Here is a 17,746-nt window from a genome sequence, read left to right as displayed (position 1 = left end):
AGGTATCGGGTCGCCGGCATGAGGGTGATGGTGATGGGAAGGAGCGGGCAACTCGCCCGCAGCCTTGCCGAACGCGCCTCCAAGCTTGAATTGATCGCGCTGGGGCGGCCTGAGCTTGACCTGGAATGCCCTGGATCGGCCGACGCTGCCATCCGCCAATTCGGGCCGCACATCGTAATCAACGCCGCCGCATATACCGATGTCGACGGAGCGGAAGTGGAACCCGGCCGGGCATTCCGGATCAATGCCGAGGCAGCTGGAGAGATCGCCTCTGCTGCGCGGGCGTTGGACATACCTGTCATTCACCTTTCGACCGATTACGTCTTCGACGGCTCGGTGACGGGCGCATTGATCGAGGACGCGCGGACCGCGCCGCTTGGGGTTTATGGGCGATCGAAGCTGGAGGGAGAGGAGCAGGTAAGCGCTGCCAACCCGAAGCATATGATCCTGCGTACTGCATGGATCTACAGCCACTTCGGTCGCAACTTCGTAAAGTCGATATACGAGGCAGCAGAATCCCGAGGCGAATTGAGCGTCGTCGCGGATCAGCGCGGCAGCCCAACGTCAGCCATGGATCTGTCGGATGCGCTGATCGCCTTGCTCGATCGCTGGGATGGGCAAGGATCGACTTACCATCTCGCCGGCTCCGGCGAAGCAAGTCGATATGAACTGGCATGCGAAGTGATGGCCGTCCGAAACCGCCTCGGCCTGCATGTTGCCAAGGTCGAGCCGATCGAAAGCGATGATTGGCCGGGCAGGGCCAAGCGCCCACGAATTTCAATCCTCGACTGCAGCAAGTTTGAACGCGATTTCGGAATCCGGCTTCCAGAATGGCGGAACTCGGTAGCCGAAGTCGTCCAGCGACTGGCAGCTGCGCGGTGACCCCAGGCATCTTGTACATCAGTTATGACGGCATGTTGGAGCCACTCGGCCAGTCACAGGTGCTCGCTTACCTGGAAAGGCTTGCTAGCGGGCGGCAAATTCACCTGATTAGCTATGAAAAGACGCGGGATTGGCGCGATAGCGTGCGGCGTGTCTCAACGGCGCGCCGAATTTCAGAGGCGGGAATTCGATGGCACCCGCTGCGCTACCATAAGAGCCCGACCGCACTAGCGACCGCTTATGACGTCGCCGTGGGGACGGCGCTAGCGATCGCGTTGGCGTGGCGCCATAAGCTGAACATAGTCCATGCGCGCAGTTACGTCGCAGCGCTCATCGCGTTGGGAGTCAAACGAGCTTCAGGCGCCAAATTCCTGTTCGACATGCGCGGGCTATGGGCGGATGAACGGGTTGACGGAGGCCTGTGGCCGGCGAACGGATGGCTCTATAGAACATCCAAGTCATTGGAGCGCCGCTTCTTAAAGGCGGCGGACCGGGTCATCACATTGACCCACGCATCGGAGGAGGAAATCCGGCGCTTCGAATATCTTCGAGACAATGCACCACCGATTTCCGTCATCCCAACCTGTGCCGACCTGGATCGCTTCACCATCGAGCGTCCCCCGGCGTCCGATCCGTTCGTGCTAGGTTACGTTGGGTCGGTAGGGACATGGTACCAGCTCGATGACATGTTGCGCTGCTTCAACTACCTCAAGGAACTGGAATCGGACGCCCAATTGCTGGTCGTCAACCGAGATGAAAAAGAACATATCCTCGATAGCGCAAGCGCACTTGGAATAGACCTTTCTGCGATCGAGATTGTTGCAGCCGACCATCGCGAAATGCCTCGGCTGATTGGGCGGATGAGCGCGGGCATGGCGCTGATCAAACCGCTTTACTCGAAAATCGCCAGTGCGCCGACGAAGCTCGCCGAATATCTTGGCTGCGGCGTGCCGGTGCTTGGAAATGAGGGCGTTGGGGACATGGCCGCGATACTCAACGGCCGTCGCGTCGGTGTCGCGGTAAGCGATTTATCCGAACCTGCACTGCGCGAAGGGATTGGCCGCCTCGTAGGCCTCTCACGCGAACAGGGCCTTCAGGAGCGATGCAGGCAGGTCGCCCTAGAGCTATTCACTTTGGAACGAGGGGCCGCCCGCTACGCGGAGGCCTATCAAGAGCTTTTGGAAGGCCAGCGGTAATGCGCGTGCTGGCCTTCGCTCGCTATGGCCCTCAGGCGGCCAGTACAAGGCAGCGCCTGCTACAATATATTCCGCACCTCAGCGGCGCTGGAATCGAGGTGGATTATCATTGGCTGCTACCGGACGATTATGTGCAGAGTTTAGTGCGGGGAGAGCCTTATCCGCGATGGCGGATCGCCGGACATTACGCACGTCGCATGCGACAGCTTTTCCGTCCGGATTATTATGACGTCATGTGGGTCTATTCGGACCTATTTCCCTATTTTCCGGCTTTCCTGGAGCGCTTTTTCTCCAGTAGGCAAAGGCCGATTGTCTACGATCTCGATGATGCATTTTTCCACCAATATGATGACAGCGCGAGCCCGTTGGTTCGTGGGTTTCTTGGGGGGAAGTTCGCAAGCCTGCTTGATCGAGCATCGGCTTGTTGCTGCGGCAATGGCTATCTCCGCGAATATGCTGCCCGCTATTGTTCAAACAGCGTCGTCATTCCGACCGTGGTCGACACCGCAGTCTACAAACCCCTGGTCCAGAAACCGGGCAAAGGGCCAGTTGTTATTGGCTGGATCGGGTCGCCGACGACATGGCCAAACGTCCGGCCGCTCCTTCCGCTGCTTCAACATTTATGCGCAGAGCAGGACGTTTGCGTCCGGGTGGTTGGTGCGGGGCCAGCGGCGGAGCGCGACCGCTTCCCCGGCCTTGAGCTAGTCGAATGGAATGAAGCCACCGAGGTCGCCGAGGTTCAACGCATGGACATCGGGATCATGCCCCTCTTCGATGGCCCATTCGAACGTGGAAAAAGCGGCTACAAACTCATTCAATATATGGCTTGCGGGCTGCCGGTCGTGGCATCTCCCGTCGGAGTCAACCGAGAGATTGTCATTGAAAGCGAAAATGGCTTCCTTGCGACCGACGAACCGGAATGGCGTGATGCGTTGACTCGCTTAATCTCCGACCCCGCGATGCGATTTAGGCTTGGCAGCGTTGGACGCAGCATCGCCGAAGCAAAATTCTCAGTCGCCAGCCAAGCGCCCCGGCTTGTCGAAATTCTCAAGTTGGCGGCAATGGGGGATTTGGCTCCATCCGCCCACGCTACAGCCGCTTCAGCACAAGGTATCCGCTGATCGCGAATGGCACGAGCGCGGGAAGCAGGTTGACGGGCGAATTGCCGAATTGGCGGACATGGAGCAGGCCTAAGCAAACCGCACTCAATGCCACTACCAAGATTCCGATTGTCGAGAGAAATCTACCGCTGATCTGGCCCCTGCGCCAGCTGACCAGGCCGGCCGCACCGAGCATCACTACCGACGCGCCAACGTGTGCGGCGACATAGCCGGTGCCGCCGGTCATGGGAATCAGCAGGGCACCTGCCACGACGAGCAGCGTAATGTAACCGAGTGTGAATGCCAGATAGTTGCGCTTCAGGCTTACGGTCAGCTGGTAGGCGGTGAACATCGAGAGCAGCTGGAAGCAAAATTCGCCAGGTATGTAGAAAATGAGCTGGTCGGTCGCCCCTAGGAACTCATGAGAATAGAATAGGGGAATGAGGAATGGCGCCAGCACGGCTGCCGCGCCGCAGCCAGTGAACGAAATGAGCAGGCCGAGTTCAAGCGACTTGGCCAATTCGTGGCGTGCCACTGCCGTATCTCCTTCGGCCGCAGCACGCGCGTGGAGATGCCCCCAAAAGCCGGTCATGACGAAGGCGAGCAGGTAGCTCGAGAGGCTGGTGACAGCCTGCAGATAGCCGTTTGCGGTAGCGCCCGCTTCGACAAGCACCCGCGATCGGAGGAAGGTTGATCCAGCGTTGGTGAGCGCAACGGTCAAAAACATCATCGCCGAGTAGGAGAGCAAATGAGGCAATAGGCTGACCTTGGCTGACAGGTTTCGGAGCAGCTCACGCGCCGTCGGATCGCGGCCAATAGATATTGCATAGGCTCCGAACATGACCGCCGTTCCGATTGGCAGCGCAATGACCGCCCCCTGAAGTCCAAAGGCGGCCGCGGCACCGGCAACCAAAACCATGTCGGCAACTGCGCCAATCATCCCGACCCGCACGTAGATGTCGAAGCGGTCGCATAGGTAGCTGATGCCCTCCCAGAAGGCTCCCGAGCAGGCGCTGATGACGATTGCCGCGACGATCGGCCAGACGAGGATCGGGGCGGCGCCGCCGACGCCGAGCTGCGCGAGCAATGTGTCCCCAAATGCCGCCGCGAGCAGGGCCAGCAGAAGCGCATTGGCCCCAACGACCACAAGCGAGGTTCCGGCAACACTGCCTGCTTCATTGATCTGATTAGCAACGAGCCTGGGCCGGCCAAGGTTGATGATCGGGACTGCCAGGCTCATCGAAACGGCTGCAACGCCGGTCAGGTACAGTTGGAGCAAGATCGCATATTCGCCTACGCCTGCGGCCCCGAGCGCCAGAGCGACTACCTTGACCCGAACGATGCCGGTGAGCAGGCGAGTGAGACTTAGCAGGCCACCCCGGGTTACGGCAGACCCGACGGTTCGCGTCATGCAGCCAGCCTTTGATACCAGCCGATCAACGCGTCGCGATAAGCCTTCCTGCTGAATTCGCGTACCGCTCGATCACGGCCGGCGCCTCCCATCATCCTGGCAAGCCTTGGATCGGCCGCCAGACGGTCCATCGCCGCGGCCAGGGCCTCAACGTCGCCTTGCGGTACGATCAATCCCTCGACGCCGTCGGTCACCGATCGCTCGCTGCCGGGGAAGTCGGACAGAATCACGGGCTTGCCGGCGACCTGGGCTAGAACCGCGGTGAGCGCCGGGCCGCCCTCGTCGTCGCCACGCGTCGCGCGGATCGAGGGAGCGAGGACCGCGTCATGTCGGCGGAGTTGTTCGAGATAGGCTGCGTCGAAGGGACCTCCGGCCTCATTGTTGATAACGCTGACCGACGATTCCAGGCCAAGTGATTGGGCAAGTCCGCGAAGCCTGTCGTCATCGCCATAGCCCCAACATGTGAGGAGATGGCCGGGATGGCGCTTAAGGTGCAAGGCAAATGCCTTGAACAGAATTTCATGCCCCTTCTTTTCGACGAAACGGGCAGGGATCAGCCAGCGATGAAGTGGGCCGTCAGTACCGACATAGGGGTAGCGTTCGAGCGGAAGTGGCAGGTTGGCATCGACTATATTGGCGGGTGGGGCGCCCATGCCGATTGCGCGCCGCGCCGCCTCCTTACAAAGGATGTGGACCAGCGGCCGGTGATGCATCATCCGGCGATACGCCGCACTTGTGCGTGCATCCTGGACGCTTTGGGAGATATCGAACCCATAGAATGACACGAGAAACGGTTTCCGAAGGATTTCCGGATCGGGGGCCAGCAACGCACCTGTTGTGCCATAGTGGATGTGCATTGCATCAGGTTGAAATCGTGCGATTTCATTGCGAACCAGCCGGCGAAAGGCGCGTTCGTCGATGAAGCGGTGGAGGCGCCTTTGCATCCGTGCCGCGAAGCTTCGGGAGGGACCCGCTCGATCGACGCGCCGAAGGAAGCGGATATCGGTTGGACCGGACTCATCGATCAGATTCATGCAAACCAGCGCCGCCACGAGCCCTTCTTCGCGGCAAATAGCAAAGCTCTGATCAAATAGTCCTGGCGCATAATTGTCCCAGACGTGCAGGACCCGCATGTTCAGCCGCGCCGGGCTACGGCGATGATCGATTTTCGCCCGATACTGGGCAATTCGTCGTCGCGTCCACGTTCCAGCATCAGAAGCAGTCGATAAATCCGGAACTCCAACCACTGAAGCAAGCGATAAAGCCAGCTTCCGCCCGATTGCGCACCGACCAGCCGCTCGACACTCAATCCATTCCATTCAAGCAATCGCCTAAGCCCCAGTTCGGTATAGGCGGTGAGGATCGCGGGATCCTTCAGCTCGGTGAAACGACTGGAAAGCAGCGCGCCGTTGAATATCTCGACTATCACTCGGCCGTCGGCATTGAGAGAGCCGGCAAGCGAGCGGACGAAAACAGGCGCCTGACGTCGGTCAAGGTAGTAAATCATCTGCCTGATGACGATCAGGTCCCAAGGGCCTGACAGCTGGGCGGGCAACTGATCGGTGATTTCTTGCCGACGCGCAGTGACTCCCTCGAAGCCCTGCAACGTGGCGATCACGTCCTCGTCCATGTCGACCGCAGTGATATTACGGTAGCCGAGACTGTGAAGGTATCGCACGAAATCGCCCCGGCCGCAGCCAATGTCGAGGATCGCTGCTTGGCGGTCGACGGGAAGGAAAGACCGATAATTTTGTTCGTAATACGCGCTCATTCAGTCGCTCCGTTGCCGCCGAAGCAGATACACATGCGCGATCCCGCCGACCAACCCGCCAATTCGGCGCCGAGCCGCCATGTCGAGCAGGGATCCCAGCAGATAGTCCCCTGACGCAATCAAGCCATTGTTGCGATATTCGATAATTTCCCAGCCGCGTTGTTGAAAAAAACGATCCCAACTTTTGCGGGAAAAGCGGCTTATCTCGCTGAAGGCGTTGCCAACTGATCCGTGGGCAGGCGGCACAAGCCGCTTCAATGCCTTACCGGGCAGCGATGTGCTGCCTGACCGATGAGTTTTCGGGTCGACCTCCTTTCGGGCTGCACGGGCAGAAGATGCGCGCTTCCTTAGGTAGCGCAGCAGATCGATGGCCTGGCCGGGATAGTAGGTAGCAAGGGATAAGATACGCCACTGAGGGTTGGGCAATAGGTGCAGCGCAATGCCGTCAGGGCGAAGCACCCGCTCCATCTCGTTGGTCAACGCGTCGAGGTCGGCGACGTGTTCCAGCACGTTTGAGCTGTAAATTATGTCAAAGCTGGCGTCGCCATAGGGGATGTTCATCCCATCATAGTCGCGGATCGGCCACTTCCGGTTGCGTGCGTGACCGCTGTTGGCCGAATGGGCGGGAAGATCGATGGCCTCCACCCGATATCCCGCCTGGCTCAGCGCTTGCGCCTGCCAGCCTGTGCCGGCGCCGATTTCGAGTAGGTCGCCCGATGTTCGGCCATGCTTGCGCATAAGAATGATCGCATCTTGAATTTCGGCAAGTCGAAGCGCCTCGAATGCCGAGGATCGAGGGGCAACGGTTTGCTCCGTCATGCCTCTACCGCTTGCAGCACCGCTTCGGCCACCTGCTCGATATCGCCCGGTTTCATGTGCGGGCCCATCGGGATCGACAACACCGTATCGGCGAGCCTCGTCGCTAGTGGCCAGCGGCCAGCTTCGGTCTTCATTTCCGCATAGGCCTGCTGAAGAAATGGCGGGGTGGGATAGTGCGGCATGCTGGCGATTCCACGTTGATCAAGTCGCGCCGACACAAAGTCCCGATTGTCGACCCGGATCACGTAGAGATGCCATGCCGGTAGCACGCCAGTGCTAGTGGTTGGCGCAATAACACGATTGGATCCTGCAAATAGATCCGCATAGCGGTTCGCGACCCGCTGGCGGCGCTGCTGCCATTCGTCGAGATACTCGAGCTTGGCCGACAGGATGGCCGCCTGGATCGGGTCCAGCCGACTGTTTACGCCTTTGACCTCATGGACGTTCTTGGCGTTCGATCCATAGTTGCGCAACAGGCGCAGCCTTTCCGCGATGTCCGTCCTGTTGGTCGTAACGGCACCCGCATCGCCAAAGGCGCCCAGGTTCTTGGTGGGGTAGAAACTCCAGGCAACGGCATCGCCGTGGCTGCCGATCTTGCGCTTGCCCAGCGCCGCGCCATGGGCCTGTGCAGCATCCTCGACCACCACCAGGCCATGGATTCGCGCGATGCTTATGATCTCGTCCATGGCGCAGGGATGGCCATAAAGATGGACCGGCATGATGCACCGCGTGAGTTCGGTTATTGCTTCGGAAATTCCTGCGGGATCGATGCAATGGGTGGCTTCATCGGGCTCCACCGGTACAGGGATTGCGCCAACCATCGACACCGCAAGCCACGTTGCGATGTAGGTATTGGATGGAACGATAACCTCGTCGCCCGGACCGATATCGAGCGCGCGAAGCGACAGCGCCAATGCTTCAAGCCCATTCCCGACGCCGATGCAGTGGCTGGCGCCGCAATAGCGGGCATATTGCTCCTCGAACCGTTCGACCGGAGGTCCGCCGATGTACCATCCGGATTCAAGCACCTCACGTACGGCGCGGTCTATTTTCTCTCGCAGTTCCTCATAGGTCGCGCCGACATCCAATAGCGGGATCAAGGCTGGCCCTTTCTAAACGCGACGTACTCGGCATAGTCGGAAAGATAGTCGTTGCTGTCATAGGTGTCGGAGGCAAGCACCAGCAGGCAAGCATCTTTGCCCACATAATGCTGCTCGCCCCAAATTCCCGCTGGAACGTGAAGTCCTTGGTCGGGACGCTCCAGCAGATATTCGGACCGTTCCCGACCATCGTCCAGGGTTACCAGCACCGTTCCGCACACTGCGACGAGATATTGTTCGCATCGCAGATGCGCGTGGCCGCCACGCTTCGTGCCGGGTGGCACGTCGAAGACCAGAAAATAACGTTGTGGAGCGAAGGGCAGGCCGCTTCCAACCTGGGCAAAGGTAAGCGCCCCTCGCTCATCTTTGAAACTCTGGTGATGCGACAGGGAGGGAAGCATGGCTTTCTCTTCCGACAGAAAGAACGACAAGGCAACGCGTGGTGCCCTTGGTCCGCTTGACCGGGCAGTTTCAAGGGGGGAATGTGCTCGGACCATGTGCGGAATTGCCGGCATCATATCCTCACGGCCGGTTGCGGCAGATACGCTGCGGGCGATGACCGAGAGGCTGCGTCATCGCGGTCCCGATGATGAAGGTACCTGGGTCGACGACAGTGGGCGGATTGGCGTCGGGCATCGGCGACTGGCGGTCGTCGACTTGTCGCCAGCCGGTCATCAACCGATGAAGTCGGCCAACGGCCGATACTTGCTGAGCTACAATGGCGAAATCTACAATCATGCCGAAATCCGGCGTGAGATCGAGACCGGCTTCGGTCCGCGGCCTTGGCGTGGTCATAGCGACACAGAAACACTGGTGGAGGCAATTGCGTGCTGGGGTCTGACGGCTGCCCTGACGCGCTGCGTCGGCATGTTCGCCTTTTCACTTTGGGATGTGAAAGAACGCAAGCTTCACCTTGTGCGGGACAGGTTTGGCGAAAGGCCCCTTTATTACGGCTGGGTAGGGGGCGATTTCGTCTTCGCGTCAGAATTGCCGGCGATCCGGCTTCACCCGCGCTTCGATAATCGCATCGATCGCGGAGCATTGCGACGGTTCGCTGCCCATAATTATGTCCCCGCTCCGCTGTCGATTTACGAGCAAATTTTCAAATTGCAGCCTGGCTGCATTCTCAGTGCCTCGGTCGACGTTGCCGAGTATGAACCGGCAAGTCCACCTCAACCCGGTTACGCCAACCCACACCTTGGGCTGGAGCGTTACTGGTCATATCGACAGACCATATGTGACGGGCTGGCCATGCCTTTCGAGCATGAGAGTGTCGCTCTCGAAGAGCTTGAAGCGGCCTTGTCGCAAGCGGTGATCGGTCAATCGCTGGCCGATGTGCCTGTTGGCGCATTCCTCTCCGGCGGAATCGATTCATCGACGATTGTCGCGCTTTACCAGAAATATACGGCGCAGCCGGTCCGCACCTACACACTTGGATTTGAAGATCCGGCCTACGACGAAGCGCCGGCATCACGGGAAGTGGCGCGGCATTTCGGAACACAGCATCATGAACTTTATGTCACCTGTCGCGATGCACAGGATGTTATCCCTAAACTGCCCACGATCTACGGCGAGCCTTTCGCCGATTCCTCACAGATACCAACCTATCTGATCAGCGCATTCGCTCGGACGGAGGTGACGGTCGCGCTGTCGGGCGATGGGGGTGATGAGCTATTCGGAGGATATAACCGCTATTTGGGACTGGCCAACGCATGGAAGCAGTTCGGGCGCATGGGCCCGTCGATGCGCGCAATGGCCGGCAATGCACTCAGCGCAATTCCTTCAGGCTTTTGGGATGGCGCGGCTCGTGCCGGCTTGAAGAGCCATCAACCCAATTTCGGGGGCAAGATTCAAAAGTCCTTCCGGATAATGGGCCATGCCGCAGGCACCGACGAGTTGCTCAGCGGATTCCTCGATGAATGGTGGGGCGAGGATGCGCCAGTTCTGGGGGATGACGATGCCCATGTTGCGCAAGCAGAGGCCGGTCTTGGCTCCTACCTGCCAGCGCCAATGAGGATGATGTACCGCGACGCTACCGACTATCTACCCGACGATATCCTGTGCAAGGTCGACCGGGCGTCGATGGCGGTCAGCTTGGAATCCCGAATGCCGTATCTCGACCACAGGGTCGCGGCAATTGCCGCGCGCATTCCGCTTGGCTTCAAACTGCGCCGTGGGCGCGGCAAGGACATTCTTCGCAAGCTACTCTACCGTGAGGCTCCGCGATGCTTGTTTGAGCGGCCGAAGGCAGGCTTTGCGATCCCAGTCGGCCAATGGATCAAAGGACCCCTTCGTCCCTGGGCCGAGGAGCTGCTCGACCGGGCCCAAATGAGCGAGGAGGGCTGGTTCGACCCCGATGTCGTTCAGCGCCGCTGGCTCGCCCATCTTCACGGACAACGAGACTCCACGCCAGCGCTTTGGGCAATTTTGATGTTCCAGGCCTGGTTACGCGAACAAAGGCGGCCGATGGCGCTTGCCGCCTAGCAGCTGCCCGCCGAAGCCTGTTCGCCAAACAATGGCTCGCGACTGCCAGTAACGACCAAGCGCCCCTGGTCGAGTCGAAGAATCAGGTCGCAGCCGTCGATGGTCGAGCTCCGGTGAGCGACGATGATAATCGTGCGGCCTTGAGCACCGAGCTGATCGAGCGCTCGGAAGAAGCTCGCCTCTGTAGCTTCGTCGAGCGCATTGGTTGCCTCGTCGAGCACAAGCACCGGCGCGTTTTTGTAGATGGCCCGGGCGAGCCCCAGCCTCTGACGCTGACCGCCCGAAAGCCGCACGCCTCGTTCTCCGACTTGCGTTTCATATCCGTCGGGCAAGGATTCGATGAAGTCTGCCAGTTGTGCGGTCTCGGCTGATCGGCGCAGCTTCATCATGTCCTTCTCAACCCCGGGCGATCCACGAGCAATATTGTCGGCGATGCTTGCGTCTTCCAAGAAAATGGCCTGCGGCACATGTGCGATTGACTGGCGCCATGCACCAAGACTCTCGTCCGTCAGCGCCACACCATCGATCCGGACCCAACCGTCATTGGGCTCGATCAGCCCCATCAGCAGGTCGGCAAGCGTGCTTTTGCCGCTCCCGGTTGGGCCGACAATTGCAGCGCGTGCGCCCTTTGGGATTGTCAGGCTTAGGTTGTGGAGCGCGGGCCGAGATCGGTCGGCATATTGGAAACTTACATCATCGAATTTTATGGAGTTGATCAGCGCCATGGGGGCGCTTTGCTGTTCGTGGCTTTCCTGAAACGGGAGCCCCGCGAGTGCTGCCACTTCGGCAATGATTGGGCGGGACGCGGTGAGATTGGCCCAACCGGAGTAGAGCTGGTTAATCAGCGGCAACAGCCGCTGCGCGCCCAAAGCCATTGCCCCAATGACAGGCAGTGCAGCCAGGAACCCACCGGGGCGTCCCGAAATTATCACTGTCAGCAGGGCAATCAGCATGAGCCCTAGCGCTTCGACCATGAAACGAGGTGCCGAAACCAAAAACGCGGTCTCGGCGCGGGCGCGCATGAATCGCTCGTCTATCTTTCGAAATCGTTCGAGTTGAACATCTTGCGACTGATCAAGGATCACGTCGCGGATTCCGCCCAGGCTCTCCTGTAACGCCTTCAGGCGCTGCTGATATGCCGATCCAACTATCTTGGCGCGTACTGATAGCCGCCGCCGCGTTGCAACCAGAACCAATCCGTAAAGCCCGCCTACCAGTAGGACGGCAAGCGCTGCGGTCATCGGATCCAGGCTTACCAGCACAATGACTATCAATAGCGTGATGAGCATTGCGCTCATTGCCTGGATCGCCTGCGGCACCAGGTTGAAAATCAGGTGATCGACCTTGTCGAGTGACGACAACAGCTCGCTGGAATGTTGGCTAAGGTGAAACTGATATGGCTGGTGAAGCAGCCGGCGCTGGATCCCGACCGCCAAATCATGCCCCATGCCCAAGGCGAAAACCTGGCTCATCCTGGTCAATGCGAGGCGCAACAGGCCGGTGGCCAGCGCCGCAAGTGCAAACAGGGTTGCCGAGGCAATCAACATGTTGCCAGGTGCCACTCCTGCCATCGCTTCGAGCAGCGGAAATAGAATCGGCCAAGATGATTGCGCCGGCGAGCCGGCCAGAAGCGCAAGAAATGGCACGATAGCAGCAACCATTACCATTTCGGCAATTGCGGTGACGGGCATCAATAACCCTACCGATGCGAGTTGCCGACGCCTTCTATCCGATAGCGAACGATAGAGAGATACGAGCTCGGTTCGGAGGCTTGCTGCCATTAGCCATCTCCGAAGCGCTCGGCCAGATGTTCAAGGCCTGGCTCGTGGGTCAGGTCCAGGAACAATGGCGTCACCGAGATATAGCCATTCGCAACGACTTCCAGGTCGGTAACATGCCCAGGCGTTTCGACCGTTGGCGCCAGGCCGAACCAATAATAGCGATAACCCCTGGGGTCGGTTCGTTCGACGATCCGCAAACGACCATAGTCGCGGATACCCTGTCGGCAGATTCGAATGCCCTTTACCGCATCGGGCGAAAGCGCGGGAAAGTTGACATTTACCAGTGTTCCCGGAGTGAACGGCGCGTCAGCGAGCGGGCGGATCACTCGTTCCGCCCAGGCTTCGGCTGCGGCAAACGGGACCGTGTCGCCCATGCCTTCTCGCGCATAAACCTGGCTCAAGGCGATCGACCGGACGCCGGCCAGCGCGCCTTCCATCGCCGCCGAGACGGTTCCCGAATAAGTGACATCTTCGGCCAGATTGGCTCCACGGTTGACGCCGGACAGGATGAGATCTGGTGGGCTGTCCTTCATGATGTGGGCGAGCGCCATCATCACGGCGTCTGTGGGTGTGCCACTGACCGAAAATTTTCGATCGCCATGACGGCGCATGCGGATTGGACGGCTAAGCGTTAGCGAATGGCCGGCGCCCGACTGTTCCTCCGCGGGAGCGATTGCCCAGACGTCCTCCGAAAGACGGGATGCAATGGATTCGAGCACCGTAAAGCCCGGCGCATGGATGCCGTCATCGTTGGTCAGGAGGATGCGCACAAACGTCGCTATGCAAATTGTGCGGCCCTGGGACAACCGTCTGCGGCGCATCAGCAACAATCCACAGTTAAATTCATTTGCGCTCGGTCAGTCCTTGTTAAGGCGCCCGCGCTTAACTATGAGCGCGTTGGGGATACTGATTGACCCGGCTAAGTGTCGGGAAAGTCGAATGTATTTGCCTCCGGCCGTTACCGGTGGCCCGGTCACGGCAGTGGCAGGCGCTTGTATCGGGGAGGGTTAGATGGCTACCGCTCTTGTTGATCTGTATGGATCGGGCTCCGAACAATTTGATCAAATCATATTGCCGGAGGGCTATAGTCCTTCGGATGCCGAAGAATTCATGTGCGTCGAACAACGCGCCTATTTCCTGCAAAAATTGAGGGACTGGAAAGAGTCGATCGTCGAAGAGAGCCGCGCAACGATGGCGCAGCTTCAGGTCGACTCACTACGAGAGCCTGACATTGCCGATCGCGCGTCGAGTGAGACCGACTGGTCGATCGAGCTTCGTACCCGTGACCGGCAGCGCAAGCTGATCTCTAAGATCGACGCCGCCGTCCGTCGGCTTTACGATGGCGAATATGGCTATTGCGAAGTGACCGGAGAGCCGATTTCGCTGGCCCGCCTCGAAGCTCGTCCGATCGCGACGATGACGCTCGAAGCGCAGGAAAAACATGAACGAATTGAGCGCGTTTCACGCGACGATTAAGAGAGTATCCGAATAAAAAAGGCCGGCCGCTCGCAGGAGCCGCCGGCCTTTTTTCTGGCCTACGCGCGCTAGTGTCCGACCAGCGCGTCCTTCAGCCTAAGCTTTTCTTTCTTCAATCGTGTCAGCAGGTCCATGTCCGGGTGAGGGCGATGCTCTTCGGCATCGATTATCGCGTGTAGTGAAGCGTGTTTAGATGCGATTGCCTCGGCATAGGCCTTGTCCATCGGTCAATTTCCTTTCGTTGGCTGACGCGTGACAGATCGGTGAATAAATCACGAATCAGCCCGTTTGTCGCTAGCAAAACGAACAGTTTGGCCGGTCCAGCATGCGACTTGCCGTTGACAGGCTGAAGCGTGACGATGGTGCGAGCTTCCTGTAAGACGAGCACATGAATGACGATGATCCGCGAGAGGTGCTGACCATGCTCAAGGTTGAGCACCGGCGCCTCGACGAGGAAATTGAACGGATGCGCGAGACGGGCAATTGCGACCAGCTTGAGCTTGCACGGATGAAGAAGCGCAAGCTGGCTCTCAAAGACGAAATTCAGCAGCTCGCGGACCGTATCGTTCCCGACATTATCGCCTGATCGGCTGTCCGAACGCGGGACGCCGCGCGCTTGGGGGTTGTCGAATGCCCGACTCAAGCGTTTCATCGGACATCGACCCATGGCAACATTGGCAGCAGGATGACCGAATCGATCAACGAGCATGGATTGGAAGCGCGGATCACTCCGCGCCTGATTGACGCCCTTTACACCGAGGCGATGCTGCTGGCCGACGAGGCGCGTGCCTATTTCGATGAGGCGGGCCGGGACGACCGGCAATCACTCGAGCCTTTTGCTCGGGTCGGCTTCGCATGCGAATCGCTAAAGGTCACGACCCGGGTCATGCACATCGTCGCCTGGTTGTTGACCCAGCGGGCGGTTGAGAGCGGCGAAATCAAATCATCCGATGGGCGGCGCCCCGAGCGGCGGCTCGGCCATGCCAGTGAAAGCGATGCAGTGGTTGTCGAGCAGATGCCCGAAGCCGCGCAAAAACTGATCAACGCAAGCGCCGATCTATATTCGCGCATCCAGCGGCTTGATGAAGGGCAGTTGATCGACGAGCCGTTACCAAGCCCCGCGCGAGCGCTGATGGGCCGCCTGGAACGCGACTTCATCTGGAACCGCAACGGCTGACGGCATAGGGTCGTCGGCATTATGCGACCCTTTATCTTCTACCCGGGCCCGAAGCTTATATCTGGTGACGGGTCGGCAACGCAGCTTGCCGATGTCCTGCCCCATGGCCCATGCCTGTTCGTTACCGACCATGACATTCTGGCGCTCGGTCTTACCGACGCGTGCCGTGCGTCGCTTGAAGCCAGTGGCCGGGAGATTTTCCTGTTCGACGCGGTCGAAGCCGATCCATCCAAGGAAACCTTGCTTGCCGCTGTGGACCTAGGCCGACGCCATGACGTCACCCACGTCGTCGGTTTTGGCGGCGGTAGTCCCATGGATGTCGCCAAGCTCACTGCCTATCTGCTGGGATCGGGCGATGTGCTTGATGAAATATGGGGCGTCGATATCGCCCAGGGCCCGCGACTGCCCCTCGCGCTGGTGCCGACCACCGCCGGCACAGGGTCGGAGGCTACCCCGATTTCGGTGATTACCTGCGAGAGTGGCGTGAAGCTGGCCGTAAACTCGCGTCCGCTTGTAGCCGACTGGGCAGTGCTCGATGCCAGCCTGACTTTGGGGTTACCGGCCCATGTGACGGCGGCAACCGGGATCGATGCGATTGTCCATTCGGTGGAGGCATACACATCCGCGCGACTCAAGAATCCTTTGTCCGATGCACTGGCCCGCGAGGCGCTTCGGCTCTTGTCGGCAAATCTGATCAAGGCGATCGAAGAACCCCGGAATGTCGAGGCTCGCTCGGCGATGCTGCTTGGTGCGCATCTGGCGGGTCTCGCCTTCGCCAATGCGCCGGTCGCCGGCGTCCATGCCCTGGCCTATCCGCTGGGTGGAATTCATCATCTGCCGCACGGGCTTAGCAATGCGCTGATGCTGCAAGGCGTACTCCAGCATAACAGCGAATCCGCGCGTGAGTTGTATGCGGAACTGGCGCCAATCCTTGCTCCCGAATGCGAAGGACTGGGCAGCCAGGCCCGTTGCGCAACGTTGATCGACCGGCTCGATCAGCTGGTCATTGCCAGTGGAATTGCGCCACGGCTGCGGGATCATGGAATTTCGGAGGACGGGATCGCGATGCTGGCTCAGGAAGCGATGAAGCAGCAACGGTTGCTGGTGAACAATCCCTGCCCGATCGATGAAAGCGATGCACGTCGCCTCTATGAGGCGGCCTGGTGAGCCGTCCGACCCCGCACGGGCGGGGGCATTATCGTCACTTCATCACCATTGCGACGCGCTGGGCCGACAATGACGTTTATGGGCACGTCAACAATACGGTCTACTACCACTGGTTCGACACGGCGGTGAACCAGTGGCTGGTTGCGCAGGGGTTGCTAGACATTGCCCACGGCGATCAGATCGGCCTCGTGGTCGAAACCGGCTGTTCCTATTTCACCCCGCTCAGCTTTCCCGGTGACGTCGATGTCGGCCTTGCTGTCCAACGGCTTGGGATTTCAAGTGTTACTTATCGCCTCGGAATATTCGCAGCGGGGTCGTCCGAGCCGAGCGCGCAGGGCCAGTTCACCCACGTTTATGTGGATCGGGAGAACCGACGCCCGGCAGCACTACCGGATGCCTGGCGAAAATTGCTCGAAACGCTAACCTAGCCGCAAATTCGGGCCTTCGCCGCCGAATATTCGCGGGCAATCCGAGCAATGAGTTCAGACGCCGGCTCGACCTTGTCGATTACGCCGATGCCCTGGCCCGAACCCCAAATGTCGCGCCACGCCTTGGCGCCCGTCGCAGACTGGAAATTCATCGCATCGGGGCCGGGTTGAGGGAGATCGTCGGGATTGAGACCTGCGGCAACGATCGAGGCACGGAGGTAATTGCCGCTGACGCCGGTGAATAGCGCCGAGGTTACGATATCCGCGGCACCGCTCTCGATGATGCCCTGTTTATATTCGTCGGTGGCCCGGGCCTCGGGCGTGGCGATGAAGGGTGACCCGATATAGGCGAAGTCGGCTCCCATTGCGGTCGCCGCCAGTACCGCGCCGCCGGTCGCGATCGCCCCGGACAAGGCCAGCGGGCCATCGAACCATTTGCGGATTTCCTGAACCAGCGCGAACGGCGACCAGCGGCCGGCATGGCCTCCGGCCCCTGCCGCCACCGCGATCAGTCCGTCCGCGCCCTTTTCGATGGCCTTTCGGGCATAGCGATCGTCGATAATGTCGTGCAGCGTGATACCGCCCCATCCATGAACGGCGTCGTTGAGCTCCGTGCGTGCGCCGAGGGAAGTGATGACGATCGGCACCTTCCACTTGGCGCAGGTTATCATGTCTTCCTCGAACCGGTCGTTCGAACGATGCACGATCTGGTTGACTGCAAAAGGCGCCGACGGCGCATCGGGATGGTCCCGATCATATGTCGTCAGCTCTTCTGTGATCTGGTGGATCCATTCGTCGAGCTGACTCTGTGGCCGGGCGTTCAGCGAAGGAAAGCTGCCAACGATTCCGGCCTTGCACTGGGCGATGACCAGGTCGGGGTTGGAGACGATGAACAAGGGCGCGCCGATGACGGGCAGGCGCAGCCGATCGAAAATGGCGGGAACGGGCATCCGA

The 17,746-nt window shown here is 59.7% G+C and carries 19 protein-coding genes; 9 read left to right on the top strand and 10 right to left on the bottom strand.

The annotated features are described in order from the left end of the window. Positions 1 to 18: 18 nt before the first annotated feature. Genes rfbD through LVY65_RS04500 form a run of 3 tightly spaced genes read left to right on the top strand, consistent with a single transcriptional unit; the run spans position 19 to position 3,199 of the window. Positions 19 to 882 carry a dTDP-4-dehydrorhamnose reductase gene (gene rfbD, locus LVY65_RS04510; RefSeq protein WP_328282478.1) on the top strand — a complete coding sequence of 288 codons (864 nt, stop codon included), beginning with the start codon at positions 19 to 21 and terminating at the stop codon, positions 880 to 882. Positions 883 to 893: 11 nt separating this feature from the next. Then, on the top strand, positions 894 to 2,078 hold the full coding sequence (locus tag LVY65_RS04505; RefSeq protein ID WP_235066796.1) for a glycosyltransferase: 1,185 nt from the start codon (positions 894 to 896) through the stop codon (positions 2,076 to 2,078). Then, the gene (locus LVY65_RS04500) at positions 2,078 to 3,199 is read left to right on the top strand and encodes a glycosyltransferase family 4 protein (protein ID WP_235066795.1); all 1,122 of its coding nucleotides are present in this window, start codon (positions 2,078 to 2,080) and stop codon (positions 3,197 to 3,199) included. The genes LVY65_RS04505 and LVY65_RS04500 overlap by 1 nt, the downstream gene beginning before the upstream one ends. On the opposite strand, the gene LVY65_RS04495 is transcribed toward LVY65_RS04500, so the two are convergent. The 6 genes from LVY65_RS04495 to LVY65_RS04470 all read right to left on the bottom strand — a co-directional run bounded on the left by LVY65_RS04495 (position 3,168) and on the right by LVY65_RS04470 (position 8,680). Beyond that, positions 3,168 to 4,589 (bottom strand): MATE family efflux transporter, encoded by a 1,422-nt coding sequence (locus tag LVY65_RS04495; protein WP_235066794.1) that lies wholly within the window; start codon positions 4,587 to 4,589, stop codon positions 3,168 to 3,170. The two genes, LVY65_RS04500 and LVY65_RS04495, sit on opposite strands and share 32 nt — an antisense overlap. Then, positions 4,586 to 5,623: a glycosyltransferase gene (locus LVY65_RS04490; RefSeq protein WP_235066793.1), complete on the bottom strand. Its 1,038-nt coding sequence runs from the start codon at positions 5,621 to 5,623 to the stop codon at positions 4,586 to 4,588. Before LVY65_RS04490 ends, LVY65_RS04495 begins: the two co-directional genes overlap by 4 nt. Positions 5,624 to 5,724: 101 nt before the next feature. Beyond that, complete coding sequence (locus LVY65_RS04485; protein ID WP_235066792.1) at positions 5,725 to 6,360, bottom strand: class I SAM-dependent methyltransferase; 636 nt, start codon at positions 6,358 to 6,360, stop codon at positions 5,725 to 5,727. After that, positions 6,361 to 7,179 carry a class I SAM-dependent methyltransferase gene (locus LVY65_RS04480; protein ID WP_235066791.1) on the bottom strand — a complete coding sequence of 273 codons (819 nt, stop codon included), beginning with the start codon at positions 7,177 to 7,179 and terminating at the stop codon, positions 6,361 to 6,363. After that, positions 7,176 to 8,279, bottom strand: a complete 1,104-nt coding sequence (locus LVY65_RS04475; RefSeq protein WP_235066790.1) for a DegT/DnrJ/EryC1/StrS family aminotransferase — start codon at positions 8,277 to 8,279, stop codon at positions 7,176 to 7,178. Before LVY65_RS04475 ends, LVY65_RS04480 begins: the two co-directional genes overlap by 4 nt. Beyond that, positions 8,276 to 8,680: a sugar 3,4-ketoisomerase gene (locus LVY65_RS04470; RefSeq protein WP_235066789.1), complete on the bottom strand. Its 405-nt coding sequence runs from the start codon at positions 8,678 to 8,680 to the stop codon at positions 8,276 to 8,278. Before LVY65_RS04470 ends, LVY65_RS04475 begins: the two co-directional genes overlap by 4 nt. Between LVY65_RS04470 and asnB the strand changes: the two genes are divergently transcribed. After that, complete coding sequence (asnB, locus tag LVY65_RS04465; protein ID WP_235066788.1) at positions 8,679 to 10,763, top strand: asparagine synthase (glutamine-hydrolyzing); 2,085 nt, start codon at positions 8,679 to 8,681, stop codon at positions 10,761 to 10,763. The genes LVY65_RS04470 and asnB overlap by 2 nt on opposite strands. Here the strand turns inward: asnB and LVY65_RS04460 are convergent. After that, on the bottom strand, positions 10,760 to 12,454 hold the full coding sequence (locus tag LVY65_RS04460; protein ID WP_235066787.1) for an ABC transporter ATP-binding protein: 1,695 nt from the start codon (positions 12,452 to 12,454) through the stop codon (positions 10,760 to 10,762). The genes asnB and LVY65_RS04460 overlap by 4 nt on opposite strands. Before the next feature lie 89 nt (positions 12,455 to 12,543). Next, positions 12,544 to 13,314, bottom strand: a complete 771-nt coding sequence (surE, locus tag LVY65_RS04455) for a 5'/3'-nucleotidase SurE (protein ID WP_235066786.1) — start codon at positions 13,312 to 13,314, stop codon at positions 12,544 to 12,546. A 241-nt stretch (positions 13,315 to 13,555) separates the two neighbouring features. Here surE and dksA point away from each other — a divergent pair, with 241 nt between their 5' ends. After that, positions 13,556 to 14,020, top strand: a complete 465-nt coding sequence (gene dksA / locus LVY65_RS04450; RefSeq protein ID WP_408021966.1) for an RNA polymerase-binding protein DksA — start codon at positions 13,556 to 13,558, stop codon at positions 14,018 to 14,020. A 68-nt stretch (positions 14,021 to 14,088) separates the two neighbouring features. Here dksA and LVY65_RS04445 read toward each other — a convergent pair whose 3' ends face one another. Then, on the bottom strand, positions 14,089 to 14,244 hold the full coding sequence (locus LVY65_RS04445) for a YdcH family protein (protein ID WP_235066785.1): 156 nt from the start codon (positions 14,242 to 14,244) through the stop codon (positions 14,089 to 14,091). Positions 14,245 to 14,408: 164 nt separating this feature from the next. Between LVY65_RS04445 and LVY65_RS04440 the strand changes: the two genes are divergently transcribed. From LVY65_RS04440 to LVY65_RS04425, 4 genes are all read left to right on the top strand, one after another. Continuing rightward, positions 14,409 to 14,606, top strand: coding sequence for a YdcH family protein (locus LVY65_RS04440; protein ID WP_235066784.1), 198 nt, complete (start codon positions 14,409 to 14,411; stop codon positions 14,604 to 14,606). Positions 14,607 to 14,705: 99 nt separating this feature from the next. Next, positions 14,706 to 15,197, top strand: coding sequence for a DUF1465 family protein (locus tag LVY65_RS04435; RefSeq protein WP_235066783.1), 492 nt, complete (start codon positions 14,706 to 14,708; stop codon positions 15,195 to 15,197). 21 nt (positions 15,198 to 15,218) lie between these two features. Beyond that, positions 15,219 to 16,364: an iron-containing alcohol dehydrogenase gene (locus LVY65_RS04430; RefSeq protein WP_235066782.1), complete on the top strand. Its 1,146-nt coding sequence runs from the start codon at positions 15,219 to 15,221 to the stop codon at positions 16,362 to 16,364. Continuing rightward, positions 16,361 to 16,792: an acyl-CoA thioesterase gene (locus LVY65_RS04425; RefSeq protein ID WP_235066781.1), complete on the top strand. Its 432-nt coding sequence runs from the start codon at positions 16,361 to 16,363 to the stop codon at positions 16,790 to 16,792. The genes LVY65_RS04430 and LVY65_RS04425 overlap by 4 nt, the downstream gene beginning before the upstream one ends. Here LVY65_RS04425 and LVY65_RS04420 read toward each other — a convergent pair. Continuing rightward, positions 16,789 to 17,742 carry an NAD(P)H-dependent flavin oxidoreductase gene (locus tag LVY65_RS04420; RefSeq protein ID WP_235066780.1) on the bottom strand — a complete coding sequence of 318 codons (954 nt, stop codon included), beginning with the start codon at positions 17,740 to 17,742 and terminating at the stop codon, positions 16,789 to 16,791. The two genes, LVY65_RS04425 and LVY65_RS04420, sit on opposite strands and share 4 nt — an antisense overlap. Positions 17,743 to 17,746 lie beyond the last annotated feature (4 nt).

This window comes from Sphingomonas cremea (assembly GCF_021502585.1).
Classification (GTDB): domain Bacteria; phylum Pseudomonadota; class Alphaproteobacteria; order Sphingomonadales; family Sphingomonadaceae; genus Sphingomicrobium; species Sphingomicrobium cremea.
Note: the sequence above shows the minus strand (reverse complement) of the source record. Positions and strands in the feature narration are given on the sequence as shown.